General features: G+C 63.4%; 22 protein-coding genes, 1 tRNA gene and 2 pseudogenes. 10 read left to right on the top strand and 15 right to left on the bottom strand.

Features of this window, described 5'->3' with window-relative positions:
- Positions 1 to 7 precede the first annotated feature (7 nt).
- Both ACFJIU_RS26245 and ACFJIU_RS26240 read right to left on the bottom strand, forming a co-directional pair.
- Positions 8 to 1,591 carry a DHA2 family efflux MFS transporter permease subunit gene (locus ACFJIU_RS26245; RefSeq protein ID WP_379064914.1) on the bottom strand — a complete coding sequence of 528 codons (1,584 nt, stop codon included), beginning with the start codon at positions 1,589 to 1,591 and terminating at the stop codon, positions 8 to 10.
- A 12-nt stretch (positions 1,592 to 1,603) separates the two neighbouring features.
- Entirely contained in the window at positions 1,604 to 2,776 is a 1,173-nt protein-coding gene (locus ACFJIU_RS26240; RefSeq protein ID WP_379064912.1) for an HlyD family secretion protein, read from the bottom strand.
- A gap of 121 nt (positions 2,777 to 2,897) precedes the next feature.
- Here ACFJIU_RS26240 and ACFJIU_RS26235 point away from each other — a divergent pair, with 121 nt between their 5' ends.
- Positions 2,898 to 3,614 carry a TetR/AcrR family transcriptional regulator gene (locus ACFJIU_RS26235; RefSeq protein ID WP_379064910.1) on the top strand — a complete coding sequence of 239 codons (717 nt, stop codon included), beginning with the start codon at positions 2,898 to 2,900 and terminating at the stop codon, positions 3,612 to 3,614.
- 9 nt (positions 3,615 to 3,623) lie between these two features.
- Here the strand turns inward: ACFJIU_RS26235 and yihA are convergent, their stop codons facing one another.
- Positions 3,624 to 4,205: a ribosome biogenesis GTP-binding protein YihA/YsxC gene (gene yihA, locus ACFJIU_RS26230; RefSeq protein WP_379073229.1), complete on the bottom strand. Its 582-nt coding sequence runs from the start codon at positions 4,203 to 4,205 to the stop codon at positions 3,624 to 3,626.
- 74 nt (positions 4,206 to 4,279) lie between these two features.
- Positions 4,280 to 4,522 (bottom strand): hypothetical protein, encoded by a 243-nt coding sequence (locus tag ACFJIU_RS26225; RefSeq protein WP_379073228.1) that lies wholly within the window; start codon positions 4,520 to 4,522, stop codon positions 4,280 to 4,282.
- Positions 4,523 to 4,554: 32 nt separating this feature from the next.
- On the opposite strand from ACFJIU_RS26225, the pseudogene ACFJIU_RS26220 reads away from it, so the two are divergent.
- Positions 4,555 to 4,629 (top strand): annotated as a pseudogene (locus ACFJIU_RS26220) (hypothetical protein); the annotation flags it as partial.
- Positions 4,630 to 5,029: 400 nt separating this feature from the next.
- On the opposite strand, the gene yidC reads toward ACFJIU_RS26220, so the two are convergent.
- The 3 genes from yidC to rpmH are packed head-to-tail and all read right to left on the bottom strand — an operon-like array spanning position 5,030 to position 7,354.
- On the bottom strand, positions 5,030 to 6,832 hold the full coding sequence (gene yidC, locus ACFJIU_RS26215) for a membrane protein insertase YidC (protein WP_379064908.1): 1,803 nt from the start codon (positions 6,830 to 6,832) through the stop codon (positions 5,030 to 5,032).
- 20 nt (positions 6,833 to 6,852) lie between these two features.
- Positions 6,853 to 7,185: a ribonuclease P protein component gene (gene rnpA, locus ACFJIU_RS26210; RefSeq protein ID WP_239368940.1), complete on the bottom strand. Its 333-nt coding sequence runs from the start codon at positions 7,183 to 7,185 to the stop codon at positions 6,853 to 6,855.
- A gap of 34 nt (positions 7,186 to 7,219) precedes the next feature.
- Complete coding sequence (gene rpmH, locus ACFJIU_RS26205) at positions 7,220 to 7,354, bottom strand: 50S ribosomal protein L34 (protein ID WP_008833937.1); 135 nt, start codon at positions 7,352 to 7,354, stop codon at positions 7,220 to 7,222.
- 263 nt (positions 7,355 to 7,617) lie between these two features.
- On the opposite strand from rpmH, the gene ACFJIU_RS26200 reads away from it, so the two are divergent.
- From ACFJIU_RS26200 to ACFJIU_RS26190, 3 genes are all read left to right on the top strand, one after another.
- Positions 7,618 to 9,117: an ATP-binding protein gene (locus ACFJIU_RS26200; protein WP_379064906.1), complete on the top strand. Its 1,500-nt coding sequence runs from the start codon at positions 7,618 to 7,620 to the stop codon at positions 9,115 to 9,117.
- Positions 9,118 to 9,262: 145 nt separating this feature from the next.
- A tRNA-Arg gene (locus tag ACFJIU_RS26195) sits at positions 9,263 to 9,339 on the top strand.
- 190 nt (positions 9,340 to 9,529) lie between these two features.
- Positions 9,530 to 10,684, top strand: coding sequence for a glycoside hydrolase family 5 protein (locus ACFJIU_RS26190; RefSeq protein ID WP_379064904.1), 1,155 nt, complete (start codon positions 9,530 to 9,532; stop codon positions 10,682 to 10,684).
- A 74-nt stretch (positions 10,685 to 10,758) separates the two neighbouring features.
- On the opposite strand, the gene ACFJIU_RS26185 is transcribed toward ACFJIU_RS26190, so the two are convergent.
- Positions 10,759 to 11,955, bottom strand: coding sequence for an aspartate aminotransferase family protein (locus ACFJIU_RS26185; protein ID WP_379073227.1), 1,197 nt, complete (start codon positions 11,953 to 11,955; stop codon positions 10,759 to 10,761).
- A 255-nt stretch (positions 11,956 to 12,210) separates the two neighbouring features.
- Here ACFJIU_RS26185 and ACFJIU_RS26180 point away from each other — a divergent pair.
- Positions 12,211 to 12,360: pseudogene (locus tag ACFJIU_RS26180) on the top strand (hypothetical protein); the annotation flags it as partial.
- 69 nt (positions 12,361 to 12,429) lie between these two features.
- Positions 12,430 to 12,972 carry a TetR/AcrR family transcriptional regulator C-terminal domain-containing protein gene (locus ACFJIU_RS26175; protein ID WP_379073226.1) on the top strand — a complete coding sequence of 181 codons (543 nt, stop codon included), beginning with the start codon at positions 12,430 to 12,432 and terminating at the stop codon, positions 12,970 to 12,972.
- Between the two features lie 95 nt (positions 12,973 to 13,067).
- Here the strand turns inward: ACFJIU_RS26175 and ACFJIU_RS26170 are convergent, their stop codons facing one another.
- A complete protein-coding gene (locus ACFJIU_RS26170) occupies positions 13,068 to 13,925 on the bottom strand; it encodes a LysR family transcriptional regulator (protein ID WP_379064902.1) in 858 nt (285 codons plus the stop codon).
- A gap of 237 nt (positions 13,926 to 14,162) precedes the next feature.
- Between ACFJIU_RS26170 and ACFJIU_RS26165 the strand changes: the two genes are divergently transcribed.
- From ACFJIU_RS26165 to ACFJIU_RS26155, 3 genes are read left to right on the top strand one after another with little or no spacing between them, the layout of a single operon-like run.
- Positions 14,163 to 14,756, top strand: a complete 594-nt coding sequence (locus ACFJIU_RS26165) for an ankyrin repeat domain-containing protein (protein ID WP_379064900.1) — start codon at positions 14,163 to 14,165, stop codon at positions 14,754 to 14,756.
- A 12-nt stretch (positions 14,757 to 14,768) separates the two neighbouring features.
- A complete protein-coding gene (locus ACFJIU_RS26160; RefSeq protein WP_379073225.1) occupies positions 14,769 to 15,236 on the top strand; it encodes a nucleoside deaminase in 468 nt (155 codons plus the stop codon).
- Positions 15,237 to 15,239: 3 nt separating this feature from the next.
- Positions 15,240 to 16,448, top strand: a complete 1,209-nt coding sequence (locus ACFJIU_RS26155) for a cyanate transporter (RefSeq protein WP_379064898.1) — start codon at positions 15,240 to 15,242, stop codon at positions 16,446 to 16,448.
- A gap of 30 nt (positions 16,449 to 16,478) precedes the next feature.
- Here the strand turns inward: ACFJIU_RS26155 and mgrA are convergent, their stop codons facing one another.
- The 6 genes from mgrA to ACFJIU_RS26125 form a co-directional block, all read right to left on the bottom strand.
- Entirely contained in the window at positions 16,479 to 17,489 is a 1,011-nt protein-coding gene (gene mgrA / locus ACFJIU_RS26150) for an L-glyceraldehyde 3-phosphate reductase (RefSeq protein ID WP_379064896.1), read from the bottom strand.
- A 116-nt stretch (positions 17,490 to 17,605) separates the two neighbouring features.
- Positions 17,606 to 18,583 (bottom strand): branched-chain amino acid ABC transporter permease, encoded by a 978-nt coding sequence (locus tag ACFJIU_RS26145; RefSeq protein ID WP_379064894.1) that lies wholly within the window; start codon positions 18,581 to 18,583, stop codon positions 17,606 to 17,608.
- 1 nt (position 18,584) lies between these two features.
- Positions 18,585 to 19,466: a branched-chain amino acid ABC transporter permease gene (locus ACFJIU_RS26140; RefSeq protein WP_379064892.1), complete on the bottom strand. Its 882-nt coding sequence runs from the start codon at positions 19,464 to 19,466 to the stop codon at positions 18,585 to 18,587.
- Between the two features lie 3 nt (positions 19,467 to 19,469).
- Positions 19,470 to 20,180, bottom strand: coding sequence for an ABC transporter ATP-binding protein (locus ACFJIU_RS26135; protein WP_379064891.1), 711 nt, complete (start codon positions 20,178 to 20,180; stop codon positions 19,470 to 19,472).
- Complete coding sequence (locus ACFJIU_RS26130; RefSeq protein WP_379064889.1) at positions 20,173 to 20,943, bottom strand: ABC transporter ATP-binding protein; 771 nt, start codon at positions 20,941 to 20,943, stop codon at positions 20,173 to 20,175. Before ACFJIU_RS26130 ends, ACFJIU_RS26135 begins: the two co-directional genes overlap by 8 nt.
- 31 nt (positions 20,944 to 20,974) lie before the next feature.
- Positions 20,975 to 22,177, bottom strand: a complete 1,203-nt coding sequence (locus tag ACFJIU_RS26125; protein WP_379073224.1) for an ABC transporter substrate-binding protein — start codon at positions 22,175 to 22,177, stop codon at positions 20,975 to 20,977.
- Between the last annotated feature and the right edge of the window lie 188 nt (positions 22,178 to 22,365).

The raw sequence follows: 22,365 nt of genomic DNA, 5'->3' as shown, positions 1-22,365 counted from the left end.
AAAGGCTTCAGTGGCCGCCGCCGCCTCCACCACCGGCCGCGGTCGGGGGCCGCTTGATGACCATCACGAAGGCTGCCAGCGAGAGGAACAGCATCGTCAGCAGATAGAACACGTCCATGAAGGACAGCAGTGCCGCCTGCTGATGCACGATGGCCGAGAGCTTGGAAAGGGCCGCGCTGCCGGCATCGAGTCCACCCTGGGACTGGAAGTTCTGCGTCATGTTGCGCAGCTTGTCCTGTGCGGCTTCGCTGCCCCACTGCACATGCTCCGACAGGCGGGCATAGTGGAAGGCGTTGCGGTCGATGAGGATGGTGTTGATCAATGCCAGCCCCACCGCGCCGCCGAGGTTGCGGGTCAGGTTGAACAGGCCCGAGGCATTCTTCAGCCGCGACGGCGGCAGCGTGCCGAGCGCAATGTTGTTGATCGCCACCATGCACAACATCATCGAGGCGCCGCGCAGGATCTGCGGAACGAACAGTTCCCAGAAGTCCCAGTCGGCGGTGAGATGGGTCATCTGCCAGGTGCCGGCGGCGAAGCCGACAAAGCCGGTCGCGATCATCAGGCGCGGGTCGAGCTTGTTCGACAGGATGCCGGAGATCGGCGCCGTCAGGAACATGGCGAGACCGGACACGAACAGCGCCTCGCCGATCATCATGGAATCATAACCCCGGATGCGGCCGAGATAGATCGGATAGAGATAGGTGAGCCCGTAGAGGCCGATACCCATGACGAAGGAGAACAGCGAACCGAAGGCGAAGTTGATGTTGCTGAAGGCGCGCAGGTCGACGATGGGCTCTTCGGCGGTGAACACGCGCCAGAAGAAGATGATCGCGCCGACCGTCATGACGATGGCGAAGATGAGTACCGACTGCTCCTGCAGCCAGTCATGGTTCGGACCTTCCTCCAGCACATATTCCAGCGAGCCGAGGAAAGCCGCCATGCCGGCGAGGCCCCACCAGTCGAACTTCTTCAGCAGGCTCATGTCCGGCTTGTCGAAATCGATCAGCGTCCACGCCGCCGTCGCCACCATGATGCCAGGCACGACATTGATCAGGAACAGCCAGTGCCAGGACATGGCGTGGCTGATATAGCCCCCGACCGTCGGGCCGATGGTCGGCGCCAGCGTGGCGACCAGACCGATCATCGGCGAGACGACGGCACGCCGCGACGGCGGGAAGATGGTGAACGCGGCTGCGAAGACCGAAGGGATCATGCCGCCGCCGATGAAGCCCTGGATCGCGCGGTAGACGATCATCTGGTCGATGTTGGTGGCAGTGGCCGCCAATGCGCTCGCCGCGGTGAAGCCGGCCGCGGAGATCGTGAACAGCACGCGTGTCGACAGCATGCGACTCAGGAACCCCGACAGCGGGATCATGATCACTTCGGCGATCAGGTAGGAGGTCTGAACCCACGGGATCTCATCGGAACTGGCTGAAAGGCCTGCCTGGATCTCGGCCAGCGACGCCGACACGATCTGGATATCGAGGATCGCCATGAACATGCCGAACACCATCGCCAGGAAGGCGATGACGCGCCGTGGTTCGATGTGATCGACTGGCCTTGCTGCGGCAACGGCGTCGACGCTCGACATGGTCGCTTCCCGCTATTTGGTCGTTGCTGACGGTGCGGTGCGGCTGTCGACGTCGACGATGACGCTCAGACCCGCGCGCAGCCTGCCCGTCGCGAGGGCTTCGGGCGACACATCGATGCGCACCGGCACGCGTTGCACCACCTTGGTGAAGTTGCCGGTGGCGTTTTCCGGCGGCAGCATCGAGAACACCGCGCCGGAGGCCGGCGCCAGCGAGGAGACGGTTCCTTCGAACGTTTCATTGTGCAGGGCATCGACCGCGATGCGCACCGTCTCACCCGGCACCAGGCGGGCGAGCTGTGTCTCCTTGAAGTTGGCGACGATATAGAGCTTGTTCAGAGGCACGATCGCGGCCAGCTTCTGGCCTGGGCTGACGAGATTGCCCTTTTCGACCGAGCGGTTGCCGACGACGCCATCATAGGGAGCCCGCAGCACGGTGAAGCCGAGGTCGCGCTCGGCCTTGTCCTTGGTCAGGCGCAGCGATGCCTGCGTGCTGGCCGATTCCGCGCGCTGTGCTTCGAGCACGCCGATATTGGCCTTCGCCGCGGCGATCTGCGCATCGGCGCTGGCGAGCGAGGCACGGGTCTGGTCGACCGCGGTCTGCGCATCGTCCAGTTGTGCCTGCGTGGCGACATGCGTCTTCAGCAGTTGTGCCGTGCGTCCCTGGGTGCGCTGGGCATTGTCGGCGGCTGCCTGCGCCGAATTCTTCTGCGCCTCGGCCTGCTGCAGGGAGGCATGGGCGGCGGTGATCTGCGCGTCGATGCGCACCAGCGTCTTGTCCAGCGTTGCGATCTGGGCTGCAGCCTGGTCGACGGCGATGCGGTAGTCGCCGGAATCGACAATGAACAGCGGGTCACCAGCCTTCACTTGCTGGTTGTTCTCGACCTTGATCTCGTCGATGTAGCCGGAGACCTTCGGCGACACGAAGGCCATGTCGGCCTGCACATAGGCATCGTCCGTCGAGATCATGAAACGGCCGTCGGTCCAATAGCCGTAACCGTACCAGAGGCCGGTGCCGACCAGGCCCAGTCCAATGATGGGCAGCAGCAGCGAACGCACCGAGCGTTTCTTCTTTGCCGGTGCCGCGGCGGCACTCTCCACCGGCGCGCTTGGGGCTTCGGCGGACGGCGCCTTGGCATTTGGAAACGGATGCACTTCGGCGGTGGTCGGGGTAGAAGAGTTCGACATGGCAACGCTCTTGTGATTTGCGAACTGAACCGTTCGGTTCGATGTTGACTTAACGTAAGAACAGGCCCATATCAAGAGGTATCGAACCGATCGGTTCGAATTATTTTACGTGTACAGGGAAATGAGCGACATCCTCGTAGAAACCGAAGCGAAACCGGACAGAGCCGAGGAGGCCTTGGGGCGCGGCCGGCCCGCCGCCGGCCAGGATCCGGTCAAGCGCGACCAGATCATGGAGGGTGCCCGGCGCGTCTTCATGGACAAGGGATTTGACGCGGCGTCGATGAACGATGTCACCCGCGAAGCCGGCGTTTCGAAGGGCACGATCTACGTCTACTTCGACAACAAGGAAGAGCTGTTCGAGGCACTGGTCGAGGAAGAACGCTGCAAGATCTTCCAGAATCTCTATGAGGTGCTCGATCGCGAGGACAATCTGCGGGATGTCCTGGAGGATTTCGGCATGGCTCTTTCCTACAAGATCACCTCGGACAAGGTGGTGATGGCGCAGCGCACCGTCATCGGTGTCGCCGAGCGCATTCCGGAACTCGGCCTGCGTTTTTACGAGAAGGGACCCAAGCAGGGCCATGCCAAGGTGGAGGCATTCCTCAACCGGGCGATCGCCAAGGGCCTGCTTGAGATACCCGACGTCGATCTTGCCGCCTACCAGTTGTCCGAACTCTGCATGGCCGGCCTGCTCAGGCAGCGCCTGTACGGGTACCGCCGCCAGTCGCCGGCCGATCACGAGATCAGATATGTGGTGCGCGCGGGTGTCGACGTGTTCCTGAAGGCCTACGGCACCGAAACGTTCGTGGCTCAGGACAAGGCAAGACCTGTCGAGTGAATGGCGGTCTTAGCCGCCATTGGCCACCAGCACGATCGCCGCGCGCAGTTCATCGAGGCCGTCGACCTTCTCGGATGACGTTGCCAGCACGCCTGGGAACGCAGCCGGCCGTTTCTTGATCTTCAGCAACGTCTCCTCGATCAGGCGCGGCACGCCGGCGGCCTTGATCTTGTCCGTCTTGGTCAGCACGATCTGGTAGGAGACGGCGGCCTTGTCGAGCAGCGTCAGCACGTCCTCGTCGTTCTTCTTGATGCCATGCCTGGCATCGATCAGCACATAGACGCGCTTCAGCGTGACCCGGCCCTTCAGATAGTCGAAGACAAGCTTCGTCCACTGATCGACCTGCTCCTTCGGCGCCTGGGCGTAGCCATAGCCCGGCATGTCGACCAGCGCCAAGGGCGGCAGGTCGGCGCCCTCGCCGGAAAACCCGTCGGGCACGAAATAATTGAGCTCCTGCGTGCGTCCAGGCGTGTTGGATGTACGTGCCAGCCCCTTCTGGCCGACCAGCGCGTTGATCAGCGACGACTTCCCGACATTGGAACGGCCGGCAAAGGCGATCTCCGGAGGACCCTCCGGCGGCAGGAACTTCATCGCCGGCACGCCGCGGATGAAGATCCATGGCCGCGTGAAGATGTCCTCGCCGACCACAGGTATCGTTTCTGCGGTCACGTCGATGCCTCGAGCCGGTCGATGTCGGCGCCGCGGATGGCATCCAGGTTGCGGGTGATCTTGTCGGCCGGCCAGTTCCACCAGGCGATCTGCCGCAGCCGCGTGATGGTTTCGTCGTCGAAACGCATCTTCACCACCTTGGCGCTGTTGCCGGCGGCGATCGCATAGGGCGGCACATCACGCGTCACCACCGACTTGGCGGCGATGATCGCGCCGTCGCCGATCTTCACGCCGGGCATGATCGCGGTGTTCATGCCGATCCAGACGTCGTTACCGATCACCGTGTCGCCACGCAGTTCGGCTTTCCAGGTCGCGACGTCGAACCCTTTTTCCCAGCCGTGGCTGAAGATGTTGAACGGATAGGTCGAAAAGCCGCCCATGACGTGGTTGGCGCCGTTCATGATGAAACGGGCGCCTTCGGAGATGGCGCAGAACTTGCCGATGATCAGCTTGTCGCCGATGAACGGTTGATGGTGCAGCACGCAGGTCTGGACGAAACTCTCAGGCCCACCCGGATCGTCGTAATAGGTATAGTCGCCGATCTCGATGTTGGGAGCGTGGACGATCGGCTTCAGGAAGCCGACCCGATTGTGATGCAGCGTCGGATGCTTGGTGTTGGGATTAGGGCCGTTCATTGTGATCTCCGGCGAGATTGCGGCGGAATTGAAAGATAGCCCAATCCTTTCGCCAATAGCAAAAGGCCCCGGCTGTGCCAGGGCCTTTTTCCAAAGGGATAGCTTGGCTCGCTACTCCGCGGGCGTCGGTTTCTTCTTGAAGAGACCCGCCAGATTGTCCCACAGCTCGATCTTGGCGCCCTGGCGTTTCATGATCGCGCCCTGCTGCAGGATCGACAGAAGGTTGTTCCACGCCCAGTAGATCACCAGGCCGGCCGGGAAGCCCGCCATCATGAACGTGAAGATCACCGGCATCCAGTTGAAGATCGCGGCCTGGGTCGGATCCGGCGGCGCCGGGTTCATGCGCATCTGCAGGAACATGGTCACGCCCATCAGCAGCGGCCAGATGCCGATATGCAGCATGGCGGGCGTGGCGAAAGGCAACAGGCCGAACAGGTTGAGCAGTGACGTCGGATCGGGTGCCGCCAGGTCGTGGATCCAGCCGAAGAACGGCGCATGCCGCATTTCGATGGTGACGTAGAGCACCTTGTAGAGCGCGAAGAACACCGGGATCTGGATCAGCACCGGCCAGCAGCCGGCGATCGGATTGATCTTCTCGGTCTTGTACAGCTCCATCATCGCCTGCTGCTGCTTCATCTTGTCGTCCGCGTACTTCTCGCGGATTTCCAGCATCTTGGGCTGCACCTTCTTCATGTTCGCCATCGACTTGTACGACTTGTTGGCGAGCGGGAAGAAGATTGCCTTGACGATGACGGTGGTGGCGAGGATCGCCAGGCCGAAATTGCCGAAGAACTTGTAGAGCGTGTCGATCAGCCAGAACATCGGCTTGGTGATGAAGGAGAACCAGCCCCAGTCGATCAGGAGATCGAAGCGGCGGATGTCGAGATCCTTCTCATAGGCATTGATCTTCGACACTTCCTTGGCGCCGGCAAAGACCAGCGATTCCACCGTGGCCGACTGGCCGGCCTCGACGGTGATCGGGTCGGTCAGGAAGTCGGACTGATAGCGCGGCCGGCCGTCGTCGAAATAGGCGAAGCGCGGCTGGAACGGCTGCTTTTCGGTCGGAACCAGCGTCACCGCCCAGTATTTGTCGGTGATGCCGAGCCAGCCATTGGTCGACTTGGCGGGCACATACTGCTTGTCCTTTTCGACGGACGCGTATTTGTGCTCCTGCAGGCCTTCCTCGCCGGTCACGCCGATCAGGCCTTCGTGCAGCACATAGATCGACGGCGTGCTCGGCTTGTCGAAGCGGGTGACGCGGCCATAGTTGGACAGGGTGACAGCCGCCGCACCGGAATTCTGCACGGTGTCCGAAACCTTGAACATGTAGTTCGCGTCGACCGAGATGGTCCGCTTGAAGGTCAGGCCCTTGTCATTGGTGTAGGCGAGCGTCACCGGCGTCGTCGGCGTCAGCGTGGCATTGCCCTCGACCGTCCAGACCGTATCCGGGCTCGGCACCTTGCCGGTCGCTTCATTGCCGACGAAACCGAGTTCGGCATAGTAGCCGTTCGGCAGCGCCGACGGGTTGAGCAGCTCGATCTCCGGCGAATTGTTGTCGACGGTCAGCCGGTAGCGCTTCAGCTTGAGGTCGTCGAGACGCGCGCCGATGAGGTTGATCGACCCTTCGAGGCTGGGCGTATCGATCTTGATGCGGCTGGTGGCGGCAAGCGCCTGTTCGCGTCCGGCCGGGGTCGCGCCGTCCGTGCCGGGCAGGCTTGGCACCGCACCATGCTGGGCTGGCGTCTGCGTGCCCGTCGCTCCCGCCGCCGGTGCCGTCTTGGCCTGGCGCTCGGCCTCGATACGTGCCGTCTCGCGCTGGGTTTCGACGCGGGGGTTCATGTAGAACACCTGCCACAGCGTCAGGATCAGCACCGACAAGGCGATGGTGATGAAGAAATTGCGGTTGTTTTCCATCGAGACCTTGGCCTGTCGCGCTAGCGTTTTGCGTGGATACGGCGGGAAAGCTCGGCTTTCAGCTCACCGAAAGGCGCGGTGAGTACATCCTCGCGCCCCACGATGACATAGTCATGGCCGCTTTCCATGTCAGCGGCGGCATAAGTGCGCACGGCTTCCTTCAGCCGCCGGCGGACCCGGTTGCGCACGACGGCGTTGCCGACCTTTTTGGTGACCGTGAACCCGACCCGCGGCGCTTCGCTGTCGCCGCGGTTCAGGACCTCAACGAGGAAAAACCGCCCGCGCCGCTTTTCGCCGCGCCGGACGGTTAGGAAATCCGTGCGTTTCAGAAGCCGTTTGGGTGCCTGTCCCATTGGCCGGGTCGAGGGCAACGGCCGTGGCGTCCGCTTAGGCGGACAGCCGCTTGCGACCGCGGTTGCGGCGAGCAGCGACGACGCCGCGGCCACCCTTGGTAGCCATGCGGGCACGGAAGCCATGCCGGCGCTTGCGAACGAGCTTGGAGGGTTGGTAGGTACGCTTCATTTGTTTAAATACCGCGGGGTGCGGCCCTTCTTGTGTCTGTCACTGTGTAACAGGAGCTTGTTGGCTGGGCCCTGTTTGGCGCGATCGAAACCGCGCCGGGTTCTGGGGCCCGAGCGTGAGCGGGGCTTATAGGTAGAAGGGTTTTGGAAGTCAATCCGACTCGGGCGGCAAAGATTCGCTGGCAATCGCCCATCGCGCCTTATAGCTGGAAATTCCGTCACAATTGCCTAGTTTGCATGGGAAGGCATGGCGGCACCGGGTGAATGAGCGTCGAACCTTCCACGATTGAGAACACGGAGGCTGCCAGGCCCGCGGCTGGCGCCCTGGCCAGGGTCGTGCCGCTGGCGCGTGGCCTGTCGGCCAAGCTGATCCTGCTGACCATCGTTTTCGTGCTTCTTGCCGAAGTGCTGATCTTCCTGCCCTCGATCGCCGATTACCGGACGCGCTGGCTGCGTGAACGTCTCAACACGGCGGCGGCCGTGTCCGTGGTTCTGGTGGAAGGTGACCCGGGCGCGCTGTCCCGCACCGCCCAGGACGACCTTCTGATGGCACTTGGCGCAAAGGCGATCGCGGTGCGCGACGGTGATGCCTCGCGCCTTTTGGCGGTTGCGGCCATGCCGCCCAAGGTCGACGAGCATATCGACATCGCCAATACCGGCATGTTCACACAGCTGTCGGATGCACTTGAGACCCTGTTCTGGGGCGGAGACCGCACGCTGCGCATCTTCGGGCCGGTCGGCGAGCAGGGCCGCGAATTCGAGCTGATCATGCCGGATTACCGGCTGCGCGCGGCCATGCTGTCCTTTTCACGCAACATTGCCCTGATCGGACTTTTGATTTCGGTCTTCTCCGCGATGCTCGTTTATGTCGCCGTCGATCGCATCATGATCCGACCGGTGCGGGCGATGACACGCTCGATGCTGTCTTTCTCTGAAGCGCCGGACGATCCGGGGCGGATTGTGTGCCCGGCCAACCGCGACGACGAAATTGGCGTCGCCGAGCGCGAACTGGCGCAGATGCAGGGGCGGCTGCAGAAAATGCTCGCCGAACAGCGACACCTCGCCGACCTCGGCCTCGCCGTGTCGAAGATCAACCACGACATGCGCAACGTGCTGGCGTCGGCGCAACTCCTGTCCGATCGCCTGCTTCAGGTGAAGGATGCCAGCGTCCAGGCCTTTGCACCGAAGCTGCTGAAGTCGCTGGACCGAGCCGTTTCCTACACTGAAGGCGTGCTGGCCTATGGCCGTGCGCAGGAGGCGCCGCCGGCCCGGCGCATGCTGCGCCTGCGCCAGCTGGTCGACGAGGTGCACGGGCTGCTCGACATGGGCGACGGCATCGATTTCGAGAATGGCGTCGACGCCGCTTTCGAAGTCGATGCCGATTCCGAACAGCTGTTCCGTGTCCTGACCAACCTGTCGCGCAATGCCGTGCAGGCCATGGCCGCCGACACCGAAGGCGCCGTGGTGCGGCGTCTGGTCATATCGGCGGACCGGACCGGCGGCATCAGCCAGATCCTGGTCATGGACACCGGCCCCGGCCTGCCCGCGAAGGCGCGGGAAAACCTGTTCCTGGCTTTCCGCGGTTCGGCGCGCAGCGGCGGCACTGGCCTTGGCCTGGCCATCGCGCACGAACTGGTGCGTGCCCATGGCGGCAAGCTCGAGCTTGTCGAAAGCATCGGCGGCCGCACGGTCTTTTCCGTGAGCATCCCCGACCAGCCCGTCAGTCTCGACCGTGCCCGCCGCGGTCTCAGGCGCTCGGCCTGACGGAGCCCGCGAGCCGCCTTTCACAACGACGGCAAAACTTTTGCATTGATCGCTTGCTTTTCGGAATTTGAGTCGTTAGGGAACACCTCGCATCGCGGCTGGCGCCAAACGCAGGCCGTGAATGCTGTCAGGCAAAGCCTGTTGCGCGCCCGTAGCTCAGCTGGATAGAGCACCAGACTACGAATCTGGGGGTCAGGAGTTCGAATCTCTTCGGGCGCGCCATCTAACTTCCAGAATTTTCATGTTTTGAGTGGAAAACGTGCTGCGCGCTGCACGCGGGTTTCTCTTCCGTGTTCCCCAGGACGACACAAAACCGCCACCAAACGCAAGCACTGCGCCCCTCATCCTGATCTGGAGAGGCGTGGTGATGAAACGTTGGTGCCTTGCGACTGTCTTGGGAGCCTTGTTGGGCATGCAGGGCATGAACCATGCCGCCGCTGCGGATCTCATGGGTTTCTGGGATCAACGCGAGCGAGGCGGAAACAGCTTCAACGAGGCGCCTCCCGGCGAAGAGTATTTCAAGGCGCTTGCAGCAACGGGCGCGACCTGGGTGCGCCTCACCTTCAGCAAATGGAAGGGCGAGGGACGGGATTTCCTGATCGGAGACGCGGATCGTTACGAGGGTCTGAAGGCCAATGATCTTGCAAGGCTGCGCAAGGTGCTCGACGCGGCGCAGACTGCAAAGCTGAAGGTCGTGGTGGTTCCGCTCAGTCTGCCGGGCGCGCGCTGGGCGCAGCAGAACGGCGGCAAATTCGACGACCGGCTCTGGTCTGATCCTGCCTTCGCCGACCAGGCGGTTCGCTTCTGGTCCGACCTTGCCGCCGCGCTCAAGGATCATCCAGCCATTGCGGCCTACAACATCGTCAACGAACCCGCGCCCGAGAAGACGACCGGCCTTGCCGAGAACGGCTCGTCGCGCGATCTCGCGGCATGGCAGGCAAAACAGGCGGGTGGCCCGCGCGACCTGACCAAGCTCTACGAACGGATCGTCACCGCAATCCGGGCCGTCGATCCGGTTACGCCGGTCATGGTCGACAGTGGTTATTATGCCAATCCGCGTTCGCTTGCTGCCTGGCCAAAACCGCTTTCCGACGATCGGGTGCTGTACGCTTTCCACATGTACGAGCCCTATCAGGCGACCAGCGTGCCGAACATGAAGCGCAAGATCCCGCTTCGCTATCCGGGCGCGAAAACGGACTATGCGGGCGGTACGATCGCCTGGGACCGCGATGCGGTCGGCGCTCATATCGACACGGCATTCGACTGGGCGCAGGCGCAGGGTCTGAAGCCGACACGCATCGTGGCGGCGGAGTTCGGCTGCATGCGCCTTTGGGCGGATTGCGGGACCTACCTCAAGGATGTCATGGACGCCGTCGACGCGCGCGGCGGCCACTGGGCATTCTATTCATTCCGCGAGGACGTCTGGGACGGGATGGATTATGAACTGCCCGCCAGTCTTAAGCCGGGCCAGTTCTATTGGCTCAGCGAGCAGAAGAAGACCGACAAGCTGCCCCGCAATGGCGAACTGATGCGATTGCTGGAGCAGAGGATGTCTGGAAAATCCTGAGGCATGATCCCGAAACTCCGACGACATTTCGAGATCATATGTTCAGGCGTTGAGCTCCCGTTGCCGTTCCGCCATCACATCAGCAAGGCGCGCCGATCGCCGATGAAATCGGTCAAGGCTTCGGCGAATGCGTCGCGGTCGGCAGCCGCAATCTCCAGGCTCAGCGCGTACATGCCGCGCGGCGCGAGATAGATACCCTTACGCAGCATGTGAAAGAAAAACAGCTCCTTGAGTTGCTGGTCGGCCGCGCGGACGTCGCCCGCCGAGCGGATGGGCGCGCGACTGAAGTGAATGGTTCCGAGCGACCCGAGCCCGGTGAACTGGAGCGGCGCCTGGTTCTCGGTTGCGATGCGATTGAGATTGGCGCGGAACCGGTCGCCGGCCGCGGACAGATCGGATGCGGCCTGGCGCGTGTAGATCTGCGTCAACGCGGCGTGGCCGGCACTCATCGTCAGGATGTTGTTGTTGAATGTGCCGGCGTGCGCGAAGGCGCCGTCGCGCGCCGGATCGAACCGTTCCATCAGATCGCGCCGGCCGCCGAACGCACCGAACGACATGCCGCCGCCGATGTACTTCCCGAGCGTCGTCAGATCGGCGGATATGCCGAGCATCTCCTGTGCACCGCCACCTGACAGGCGTGAGGTCATCACTTCGTCGAAAATCAGCAGCGCGCCGCAGCGACTTGCCTCGGCACGCAGGAGATCGAGAAAGGCGCGTTCGGCCGGCACGCATCCGCTGGCACCCAGCATCGGCTCGACCAGGATCGCGGCGCAGTCGTGTCCGTGGCGTTTCAACAGGTCGGCCGTTCCCTCGACGTCGTTATAGTTGCCAAGCACGACGTTGTAGGGCGCGTTTGTCGGTGCGTGTCCGCTGGCGAAATTCAGCAGGCCGCCATGGTAGCCGCCGTCGAACGCCAGGATCGTCTTTCGGCCGGTGATCGCGGTCGCCGTCGCCAGCGCCATCAGGTTGGCTTCGGTCCCGGAATTGGTGAAGCGCACCAGGTCGATCGAAGGAAAGCGGTCGCACACCGCCTCCGCGAAAAGCGCCTCGTTTTCCGTCTGCGTCGAGAGATTGAGGCCGATGGCGAGCGCGCGTTCGACCGCGGCGCGAATGACGGGATGGGAATGTCCAAACAGGCCCGCCGTGTATTCCCCCAGGAAATTGACATAGGCGTGGCCGTCGACGTCCTGGAAGCGCGAACCTGTCCCTTGCGCGATGACCAGCGGGAATGGTCGGTGGAACAGGATGCTGCGCGTGTTGCCCCCTGGCATCGAGCGCCGTGCGCGTTCGTGATGGCCGGCGCTGACGGGATTGTCACGAGCGAACGTGTTGCGTGCCGCTGCAATTGCCTGCGCTTTCTCTGCCGTATCGCTGGCCGGCGACCTGCCGGGTTCTCCAATCGGCTCGTTCATGCATCCTCCCGACGCGTCGACCGCTCTCTCGATTTCAGTCTCCTGTACACCGAACAAGAATTCTTGTCCAGTGTACAGGTAGCAGAAGAGGCGGAAGCGGTTTAGGGTGAGGATGTGAATCGCAAAGACGGGAACGGAACGATCTTGGTGACAAAAGTGCAGGGCAAGCGGCGAGCCGGATCGGATCTGCTGACGCGCGATCATGTCGTCGAAACAGCGCTGAGCCTGATCGACGAGCGAGGCCTCGATGGGTTCAGCGTACGCGAACTGGCGCGCGCCCTGGGCGTTTTCCCAACCGCGCTCTATTGGCACGTCAAAGGCGGCCGCAACGAGATGCTTGCGGCGGTCGCGGCGCGCGCGCTGGAACACGTCGCACCTGAACCCGGCGCGGGCGATGACTGGAAGGACTGGCTGCGCCAGCTCTTCCACCGCTACCGCAAGGCGCTCAGCCGCCATCCCAATGTGGCGCCACTGCTCGGCGCACAGCTGGTCTCGAACGCAGGCGTCAACCCCGAACTGGTCGAACGGATTCTCGCGGCGCTGCATGGCGCAGGGTTTCACGGCGCCGCGCTCGTCGACGCCTACAATGCCACGCTGGCCGCGATGCTCGGTTATGTCACGCTCGAATTCGCACCGTCGCCGTCCGACGAACCGGACCGTTGGGCGAAGGAGTTTCAGCAGGCGCTCGAGGCGTTGCCCGAAGGGCGCTATCCGCACCTGCAACAGAATTTTCAACTGCTGGCCAACCGCGCCTTTGTGCTGAGATGGGAAAGCGGCGACACCAATCCGCTCGTCGGTGGATTCGAGATGTTCGTCGAGGCGTTCGTGCTCGGCCTCGAGCGGAAGCTGCAGCTTGCTGCCGGCGAGCGCAGCTAGGCGCCCCAGCCAGGTGACCTCACTTCCCGCTCTTTCGCCGCATCAGCTCGAATATGCCGAGATATCCTCGTGTCCGAATCCGGCATCAGCCCTCTTCACTCCGCCTGCATCGTCGCGCGACTGGCGGCGAGCACCGCTCCCATCCGCTCGACCAGTTCCGATACGGGCCCGGCATTTTCCCAGGAATAGATGGAGACGGCCATCGCTGGACCCATGCCGAAAGGCGCGTATTGCCGGACGCGATAGCCCGCCGTCGCGCTTCGCGGCAGAAGGGACAGGCCGAGACCCGCCTCCACGGCCACCAGGACGTTGTGAAGGCTGCTGCCCGAGAAGGCGATGTACCAGCGAAGCTCCTCGCCTTCGATGCGTTCGAACATCGTCTCGCGGTAGAGGCCTCCGGGAGGAAATGTGACCAGCGGGATCGGGTTCGGCCACCCGGCCGACACGTCCGCGCTTTCGAACCAGGCCATGACTTCCGGGAACGTCGCGCGGCAATCGGATCCGGCCTCGGGTTCCTTGACGATCGCGATGTCGAAGTCGCCGGCGCGATAGCGCCGGATCAGGTCTCGGCTCAACCCGGCGGTGACGTCCAGCTGGATGCCGCGATGGCGCCGGGCAAAGTCGTTGAACGTCTTTGCCATCGCGGCGCTGACGATGTCCTCGGGGACGCCGATGCGGATCGATGTCGTGCCCGCCGGATCGCGCAAAGCGGCTTCCGCCTCCTGCTGCAAAGCCAGGATGCGCCGGGCGTAGCCGAGAAGCCGTTCGCCGGCCAATGTCGGCTCGACCGGCCGCGCGGCGCGGTCGACCAGCATCGACCCGACCGTTTCCTCGAGCCGGGCGAGCTGCTGGCTGATGGTGGACTGCGTCATGTGAAGCCGGTCTGCTGCAAGCGTGAAGCTGCCGGCATCGACGATGGCGGAGAAAGCGCGAAGAAGGCGTGGATCAAGCATGGCGTATGCCCGGGTGTGCCGCGAGTTTGCATTTATAAACGCAATATATTCGATCCAGACATTTAATTTCCAAATGCTCGATCTCGTCCTTATCTGGATGCTGTGGCCAGCGGCCTGGAGGTCGCCAGCCGGTTTGGACAAGCCGTAGGAGGATTGCAGATGCTTCGTCGATCCGTTCTCCTGGGTGTCGCGTGCCTGCTGCTGGCCACGGCCCCTCTTTCTGCGTCAGGGGAAACCATGAGCGAACCCACTTTGCATGCTGCCGCAACAAGCGGCGATGTCGTGTCTGTCAAAAAACGCATTGCCGAGGGCGCGAAGATCGATGCGCGGGACGGCAGCGGTGCGACCGCGCTGCTGGTGGCCACCCACGCCAACCAGGTCGAGGTCGCCAAGGTACTGATCGACGCGGGAGCCGACGTCAACGCCAAGGACAATATCGAGGACAGCCCGTATCTCTACGCCGGCGCCCGCGGCCATCTTGAAATCCTCAGGATGACGCTCGCGCACGGTGCGGATCTCAAGAGTATCAACCGCTATGGTGGCACGGCCCTCATCCCGGCTTCCGAGCGCGGCCATGTCGAGACAGTGCGCACGCTGATCGCGGCCGGTGTGGATGTCGATCATGTCAACAAGCTCGGCTGGACCGCGCTGCTGGAGGCGATCATGCTCGGCGATGGCGGCGAACGCCACCAGCAGATCGTCGCGTTGCTGGTCAAGGCCGGGGCCGATGTCAATCTTGCCGACGGCAATGGCGTCACCCCGCTCCAGCACGCCCGCTCGGGCGGCTACAGGAAGATCGAGGCGACGCTGCTGGCTGCCGGCGCGCATTGAGCGGGGATCATGATGACCGACGAAAACCATTATCTCGGCCAGGCCATCGCCCTTGCCCGCGCCAACATCGGCAAGGGCGGGCGGCCTTTCGGTGCGGTGCTGGTGCAGGACGGTGAGGTCGTCGCAACGGCGGTGAACGAGATCCACATCAGCAACGATCCCACCTCGCATGCGGAGATGAATGCCATCCGCGCTGCCAGCCGCAGGCTCGGTACCCCTGATCTCAAGGGCAGTGCCGTCTATGCCAGCGGCCATCCCTGTCCCATGTGCATGGCCGCGATGCGGCTGGCCGGCATCGGCAGCGTCTTCTACGCCTGTTCCAACGACGATGCTGCCCCGTTCGGGCTTTCCACCGCTGCGATCTACGAGGATCTTGCCAAGCCGTTCGCCGAACAGTCGATGACGATCCGCCACGTGCCGGTACAACCCCAAGGCGCGCTCTATGCCGAGTGGGCCGAGGCGCGGAACAGGCGGCAATAGACCATGGCCGTCGAAGGCCCTTCGCATGCCGCGCGCGTGTTGCTGCTGGCGGCCGTCGCTCTGGTCGGCCTCAATCTCAGGCCGTTCATCACCGGCATCGGGCCATTGGTGGACGACATCGGCGCGCAGACCGGCCTGTCCCTCAAGGGCATTTCGCTGCTGACCCTGGTTCCGATGGCCCTGATGGGCGTCGTGGCCTTTGCCGGGCCGTTCCTGCAGGCCCGCGTCGGTGCACGACGCTCGGTCATCGCCTCGCTTTTCGTGCTTGCCGCCGGCTCCCTGCTACGCCTGTTTGCGACGACCGGCTGGCAGATGGTCGGGACCGCAGCCCTGCTTGGTCTGGGCGTGGCGGTCATCCAGGCGGTGTTTCCCGGCATCGTCAAGAAGCAGTTCCCGAACCATGTCGGCGTCGTCATGGGACTTTATTCCGCCACTTTGGTCGGTGGAGGCGCTCTGGGCGCGCAGACCGCACCGTTGATCGCATCGGCCACCGGCGACTGGCATTTCGGTTTGGCCTGGATGGCGATCCCGGCGGTGCTGGCGCTTCTGCTTGCGGCCTATACCTTGCCGCGCGACCGCACAGGGCCACGAGGTGGCATCAATGCGATGGCCATGCTCGGGCGGCCTCGCCTTTGGCTGCTGATGGCCTGCTTCGGTCTGGTCAATGGCGGCTACTCGACCGTCGTGGCATGGCTGGCGCCTTTCTATCGCGAGCACGGATGGAGCGCCGCCGCCAGCGGCAGCCTGCTGGCGATCATGGCTGTGTTCCAGGGATTGGCAGCCCTGTTGTTGCCGATGCTCGCCCGGGGCAAGGACCTGCGGCCGTGGCTGTGGCTGACACTTGCCATGCAGGCCGTCGGCTTCGTCGCGCTGGCGTTTCGGCCTGAAGCCGCCCCTTACGCCTCGGCGATGCTGCTCGGCAGCGGGCTGGGCGGCTGTTTCGCGCTGTCGATGATCGTCGCGCTCGACCATCTGCCCGATCCGGCCGAAGCCGGGGCGCTATCGGCCCTGATGCAGGGAGGCGGCTTCCTGATCACGGCATTTCCGCCCTGGATCGTCGCCGCGCTGCATGACGCCACCGGCAGCTTCGTTGCCGGCTGGCTGTTGCATCTGGGCGCGGTCCTCGTCGTCGCCGCACTGTACTGGCGGGTTTCGCCGGCAAGTTATGCCGGGGCCATGAGCGCGCCGATACCGCTTGCGGCGGGAGGATGAAGCAAGACCCCGTGCGGCCAGGTCACCGTCTCACGAGATTTCCAGGGCCCCGTCCACGGCATGCGGCTCGATGTCGGAGATCTCTTCCTCAGTGAAGGCGAGATTGGCAAGTGAACCTACCCCCTCGCGCACCTGCTCGGGTCGGCTCGCGCCGATGATGGCCGAGGTCATCCTGGGATCGCGCAGAACCCAGGCGAGCGCCATCTGGGCCAGCGTCTGGCCGCGTCGATGCGCGATAGCCTGCAACGCACGGACCCTGGCGATGTTCGTTTCGGTGATGGAACCGGCTTTGAGGAAACGTCCTCCGGCAGCGCGGCTGTCAGAGGGGATTCCGTTGATATAGCGGTCGGTGAGCACGCCCTGCGCCAGCGGCGAAAACACGATGCATCCCATGCCTTCGGTTTCCAGCCTGTCGAGCAGACCGTCCTGTTCGATCCAGCGATCGAACATCGAATAGCTCGGCTGATGGATCAGGGCAGGGGTTCCGAGGTCGCGCAGGATATTGGCGGCCTGCGCGGTCTGCTCGTTCGTGTAGGAGGAAATTCCGACATAGAGCGCCTTGCCCTGGCGCACGATCGTATCCAGCGCACCCATCGTCTCCTCCAGCGGCGTCTCGGGATCGAAGCGATGCGAATAGAAGACATCGACATAGTCGAGCTTCATGCGCTTCAGGCTCTGATCCAGACTGGAGACAAGGTATTTCCGGCTGCCGCCATCGCCATAGGGTCCGGGCCACATGTCCCAGCCGGCCTTGGACGAGATGATCATCTCGTCGCGATAAGCCTTGAAATCCGTGGAGATGATCGTGCCGAGGAATTCCTCGGCAGAGCCGGGTGGCGGGCCATAGTTGTTGGCGAGATCGAAATGGGTGATGCCGAGGTCGAATGCCTCGTGCAGGATCTTCCGCGAGCGATCGGGCTGGATATCGTGGCCGAAATTATGCCAGAGCCCAAGCGAGATCGCCGGCAGCCTCAGCCCGCTTCTGCCCGCGCGTCGGTACAGCATGCTTTCATAGCGCGCCGGGGATGGTGAATAGGTCATGTGTTTCTCCAGTGCAGTCGGGCCTGCCGGCGAATCACGGTACTCGCCGGCCATGACTGTGGTTTGGCTTTTCAAGAAATTCGACCCCGTCGGGGCCAAGCCGTGAGGCTGCGCGTTTACTCCGGCTTTTCTCCGCGCCGGCGGTCCAGCCACGCGTAGATTTCGCCGACGATGCCGCGCCGGAAGATCAGCACGCAGATCATGAAGATCAGGCCGGTGGCGATGGTGACGGGAAAGTCGGAGGTGGCAAGCAGGTTCTGCAGGGCAACAACGAAGCCGGCGCCGAAGATCGGGCCGGCCATCGTGCCGATGCCGCCGAGCAGCGTCATCAGGATGACCTCGCCCGACATCTGCCAGGCGACGTCGGTCAGCGTCGCGAACTGGAAGACCAGCGCCTTGATCGCACCGGCAAGTCCGGCAAGCGCCGCCGACATCACGAAGGCGGCGAGCTTGTAGTTCTGCACGGAATAGCCGAGCGAGATGGCGCGGCTTTCGTTCTCGCGGATCGATCGCAGGATGAGGCCGAAGGGAGAATTGACGATGCGCCAGACGATAAACAGGCCGAGCAGGAAATTGGCGGCGACGAAATAATACATCGTGCGTTCGTCATGCAGGTCGAACACGCCGAGGAAGGTTCCGCGCGGCACGCCCTGGATGCCATCCTCGCCGCCGGTGAAACTGGCCTGCACGCAAAAGAAGAAGAACATCTGCGAAAGCGCCAGCGTGATCATGGCGAAATAGATGCCCTGGCGGCGAATGGCGACGAAGCCGATGACGAGGCCGAGCAGGGCAGCGCCCGCGACGCCGATGAGAATGCCGATCTCCGGCGAAACGCCCCAGACCTTGACGGCGTGCGCGGTGAAATAGGCGGCTCCGCCGAAGAACGCGGCGTGTCCGAAGGACAGCAGGCCCGTATAACCGAGCAGAAGATTGAAGGCGCAGGCAAACAGCGCAAAGCACATCATCTTCATGAGGAAGATCGGGTAGACGAAGAAGGGCAGCGCCAGCAGCGCCACCATACCGAGCCCGATCAGGACCATCTCGACGCGGTTCGCGGTTCCCGCTTTGCTGGCGTGTACGGTTGCGTCTGCCATGTCAGGCATCCTTCCCGAACAGGCCGGCTGGGCGGATCAGAAGCACGATGGCCATGATCACGAAGATGACGATGCTGGAGGCCTCGGGGTAGAAAACCTTGGTCAGGCCCTCGGCGAGGCCGAGCATGTAGCCGGTCAGGATGGCTCCCAGGATCGAGCCCATGCCGCCGACCACCACCACGGCGAACACGATGATGATCATGTTGGAACCCATCAGTGGGCTGACCTGGTAGACCGGCGCCGCCATGATGCCGGCGAGCCCGGCAAGGCCGGCACCGAGCCCGTAGGTCAGCGTCAGCAGCATCGGCACGTTGACGCCGAAGGCCTGCACCAGTTTGGGGTTTTCGGTCGCGGCGCGCAGGTAGGAACCGAACTTGGTCTTTTCGACCAGCAGCCAGGCACCCAGGCAGACGATGAGCGACGCGACGACGATCCAGCCGCGATAGATCGGCAGGAACATGAAGCCGAGGTTGACACCGCCGGCGAGAGCGGGCGGCACCGGATAGGGGTTGCCCGAAACGCCGTAGACATAGCGGAACACGCCTTCCAGAACCAGGGCGAGGCCGAAGGTGAAGAGCAGGCCGTAAAGCGGGTCCACCTCATAGAGTCGCGACAGCGCGAGGCGCTCGACGACGATGCCGAACAGGCCGACCACGACCGGCACCAGGATCAACGCCGGCCAGTAGCCGATGCCGAGCTTGGCGAGGACGAGATAACCGATGAAGGCGCCGAGCATGTATTGCGCGCCGTGCGCGAAGTTGATGACTCGCAGCAGGCCGAAGATGATGGCAAGGCCGAGCGACAGCATGGCATAGAACGAGCCGTTGATCAGCCCGACCAGCAGCTGTCCGGCGAAGGCCTGGATCGGGATGCCGAAAATCATTGGTCAGACCCCCAGCACTTCATGCAGTTCATCCATCCTGTTCTCGAGTTCGCCGACCGGAAACTCGGACAGCACCTTGCCGTGCTCCATCAGGTAGAAACGGTCCGCGACCCGACTGGCGAAGCGGAAATTCTGCTCGACCAGCAGGATCGTCATGCCGCGACGCTTCAGTTCCGCCAGCAATTCGCCGATGCGCTGCACGATCACCGGCGCCAGCCCTTCCGTCGGTTCGTCGAGCAGGATCGTCCTGGCGCCGGTGCGCAGGATGCGCGCGATCGCCAGCATCTGCTGCTCGCCGCCGGAGAGCTTGGTGCCCTGGCTGTTGCGCCGTTCCTTGAGATTCGGGAACAGCTCGAAAATCTCGTCGACGCTCATGCCGCCACTGGCCACCACCGGCGGCAGCATCAGGTTCTCGTCTACCGTCAGCGTGGCGAAGATGCCGCGCTCTTCCGGCACATAGCCGATGCCGGCCCGTGCGGTGTGGTGCAACGGCATGCGGATCAGGTCCTTGCCGGCAAACGTCACCTGGCCGGTCCGCTTGCGGATCAGCCCCATGATCGCCCGCAATGTCGTCGTCTTGCCGACACCGTTGCGGCCAAGCAGCGTGACGGTCTCGCCTTCGCGGATGTCGAGATCGACGCCATGCAGCGCATGGCTTTCGCCGTACCAGGCGTTCAGGCCGCGGACCGAGAGCAGAGGAGACGGGCTACTCATGTTCGGTCCCCATATAGGCGACCCGCACGCGTTCGTCCCTGCTTACCGTGTCATAGTCGCCGGCGGCCAGTATCTGGCCACGCTGCAGCACCGTCACCCAGTCGGCGATATCGGCGACAACGGAAAGATTGTGCTCCACCATCAGCACGGCACGGTCGCGGGCAATGGTGTGGACCAGTTTCGAGATGGCGCCGACATCCTCATGTCCCATGCCTGCCATCGGCTCGTCGAGCAGCAGGACCTTGGGGTCGAGGGCCAGCGTGGTGGCGATCTCCAGCACACGCTTGCGGCCATAGGAGAGATCCGACGCCAGCCTGTTCCTAGCATTGTCCAGGCCGACGGCCTGCAAAAGGTCCATGGCCTTTGGCGTCAGTTGGTCGAGCGCGGAAAGCGACCGCCAGAACTGGGTGGCCAGCCCGTTCGGGCGCTGCAGTGCCACCCGCACATTGTCGAGCACGGTGAGGTGCGGAAAGGTCGCCGATATCTGGAACGAACGCACGACGCCCAAACGCGCCACCTTGGCCGGCGCCGTCCTGGTGATGTCGTGACCGGCCAGGGTGATGGTGCCTGCGGTCGGCTGCAGGAACTTGGTCAGAAGATTGAACACGGTGGTCTTGCCGGCCCCGTTCGGGCCGATCAGGGCGTGGATCTTGCCGTGATGGACGTCGAGGTCGACATCCTTCACGGCAACGAAACCGGCAAAGTCGCGCCGCAGGCCACGCGCGGACAGGACGGGCGGGTTCGGTTGGGATTCGGTGCTCAACGATACACCCGCCCCTGCTCGTGGCTGCGCCCTACTGCACCAGCGGGCATCCGGACTCCGCGGGCTTGGTGTAGGCTTCGTCGCCCGGAATGGTCGCGAGCACCTTGTAGTAGTCCCACGGGCCTTTGCTCTCCGACGGCTTCTTCACTTCCATCAGATACATGTTGTAGATCATGCGGCCGTTGGGGCCGACCTTGCCGCCGCGGGCGAAGACGTCTTCGACCGGCATTTCGTGCAGGTTCTTGGAGACCGCTTCGGTTTCATCGGTACCGGCCTTGTCGATGGCCTTGAGGTATTGCAGCACCGCCGAATAGGTGCCAGCCTGGATCATGTTCGGCATGCGGCCGGTGCGGTCCATGAACTTCTTCGACCAGGCACGGGATTCATCGTCGCGATCCCAGTAGAAACCCTCGGTCAGCGTCAGCCCCTGCGCGGCTTCCAGGCCGAGGCCATGCACCTCGGCAAGGGTGAAGAGCAGTGCCGCCATGCGCTGGCCGCCCGAGACGATGCCGAACTCCGCCGCCTGCTTGATCGCGTTGGCGGTGTCGAGACCGGCATTGGCGAGGCCGATGACCTTGGCTCCCGAGGACTGCGCCTGCAGCAGGAAGGAAGAATAGTCGGTGGTGGCGAGCGGGTGGCGCACCGCGCCTACCACCTTGCCGCCCTTCGAGGTGACGAATTTCGAGGTCTGCTCCTCCAGCGAATAGCCGAAGGCATAGTCGGCCGTCAGGAAGAACCAGGTGTCGCCGCCTTGCTGCACCAGCGCGCCGCCGGTGCCGACGGCCAGCGCATGGGTGTCGTAGGCCCAATGGAAGCCGTAGGGCGAGCAGGACTTGCCGGTGAGTTCGGACGTGGCCGCGCCGGTGACGATGTCGATCTTCTTCTTTTCCTTCGAAATGCCCTGCACGGCGAGCGCGACCGAGGACGTCGTCAGCTCCATGATCGCGTCGACCTGCTCGGTGTCGTACCACTGGCGTGCGATGTTGGAAGCAATGTCGGCCTTGTTCTGGTGGTCGGCGGTGACCACTTCGATCGGTACGCCCTTCACCTTGCCGCCGAAGTCCTCGACCGCCATCTTGGCCGCCTCATAGGACCATTTGCCACCGAAGTCGGCATAGACGCCGGACTGGTCGTTCAGGATGCCGATCTTGACCTTGTTGTCTGAAAACTGCTGTGCGGCTGCAGGTAACGAAACGCTTGCCAGAAGCGCGACCGCGAGCGCGCGTGAGATCATCGCCATATGGTTCCTCCCGAATGGACTGCGGCCCTCCAGCCGCCGCATGCGAACCCTCACCCTTTTTGCAGTCTAGCAAGGACGCGTGCGAAAAGTCAGCATGGCATGGCCATGTCGGGGAATCCTAGTACGACGATGTGTGTAGAGCGTGACGGCTGGACGTCGGGCAATGTCCTGCCGGGCTTCCG

It is taken from the genome of Mesorhizobium sp. UC74_2 (assembly GCF_042701485.1).
Classification (GTDB): domain Bacteria; phylum Pseudomonadota; class Alphaproteobacteria; order Rhizobiales; family Rhizobiaceae; genus Mesorhizobium.
This window is presented reverse-complemented; position numbering and strand designations above follow the sequence as displayed.

Bases quoted from the DNA above. Each gene is read 5' to 3' on its own strand.
- ACFJIU_RS26245 (WP_379064914.1), bottom strand. From the start codon at position 1,591: ATGTCGAGCGTCGACGCCGTTGCCGCAGCAAGGCCAGTCGATCACATC.
- ACFJIU_RS26240 (WP_379064912.1), bottom strand. From the start codon at position 2,776: ATGTCGAACTCTTCTACCCCGACCACCGCCGAAGTGCATCCGTTTCCA.
- ACFJIU_RS26235 (WP_379064910.1), top strand. From the start codon at position 2,898: ATGAGCGACATCCTCGTAGAAACCGAAGCGAAACCGGACAGAGCCGAG.
- yihA (WP_379073229.1), bottom strand. From the start codon at position 4,205: ATGAAGTTCCTGCCGCCGGAGGGTCCTCCGGAGATCGCCTTTGCCGGC.
- ACFJIU_RS26225 (WP_379073228.1), bottom strand. From the start codon at position 4,522: ATGCCCGGCGTGAAGATCGGCGACGGCGCGATCATCGCCGCCAAGTCG.
- yidC (WP_379064908.1), bottom strand. From the start codon at position 6,832: ATGGAAAACAACCGCAATTTCTTCATCACCATCGCCTTGTCGGTGCTG.
- rnpA (WP_239368940.1), bottom strand. From the start codon at position 7,185: ATGGGACAGGCACCCAAACGGCTTCTGAAACGCACGGATTTCCTAACC.
- rpmH (WP_008833937.1), bottom strand. From the start codon at position 7,354: ATGAAGCGTACCTACCAACCCTCCAAGCTCGTTCGCAAGCGCCGGCAT.
- ACFJIU_RS26200 (WP_379064906.1), top strand. From the start codon at position 7,618: ATGAGCGTCGAACCTTCCACGATTGAGAACACGGAGGCTGCCAGGCCC.
- ACFJIU_RS26190 (WP_379064904.1), top strand. From the start codon at position 9,530: ATGCAGGGCATGAACCATGCCGCCGCTGCGGATCTCATGGGTTTCTGG.
- ACFJIU_RS26185 (WP_379073227.1), bottom strand. From the start codon at position 11,955: ATGCCAGGGGGCAACACGCGCAGCATCCTGTTCCACCGACCATTCCCG.
- ACFJIU_RS26175 (WP_379073226.1), top strand. From the start codon at position 12,430: ATGCTTGCGGCGGTCGCGGCGCGCGCGCTGGAACACGTCGCACCTGAA.
- ACFJIU_RS26170 (WP_379064902.1), bottom strand. From the start codon at position 13,925: ATGCTTGATCCACGCCTTCTTCGCGCTTTCTCCGCCATCGTCGATGCC.
- ACFJIU_RS26165 (WP_379064900.1), top strand. From the start codon at position 14,163: ATGAGCGAACCCACTTTGCATGCTGCCGCAACAAGCGGCGATGTCGTG.
- ACFJIU_RS26160 (WP_379073225.1), top strand. From the start codon at position 14,769: ATGACCGACGAAAACCATTATCTCGGCCAGGCCATCGCCCTTGCCCGC.
- ACFJIU_RS26155 (WP_379064898.1), top strand. From the start codon at position 15,240: ATGGCCGTCGAAGGCCCTTCGCATGCCGCGCGCGTGTTGCTGCTGGCG.
- mgrA (WP_379064896.1), bottom strand. From the start codon at position 17,489: ATGACCTATTCACCATCCCCGGCGCGCTATGAAAGCATGCTGTACCGA.
- ACFJIU_RS26145 (WP_379064894.1), bottom strand. From the start codon at position 18,583: ATGGCAGACGCAACCGTACACGCCAGCAAAGCGGGAACCGCGAACCGC.
- ACFJIU_RS26140 (WP_379064892.1), bottom strand. From the start codon at position 19,466: ATGATTTTCGGCATCCCGATCCAGGCCTTCGCCGGACAGCTGCTGGTC.
- ACFJIU_RS26135 (WP_379064891.1), bottom strand. From the start codon at position 20,180: ATGAGTAGCCCGTCTCCTCTGCTCTCGGTCCGCGGCCTGAACGCCTGG.
- ACFJIU_RS26125 (WP_379073224.1), bottom strand. From the start codon at position 22,177: ATGATCTCACGCGCGCTCGCGGTCGCGCTTCTGGCAAGCGTTTCGTTA.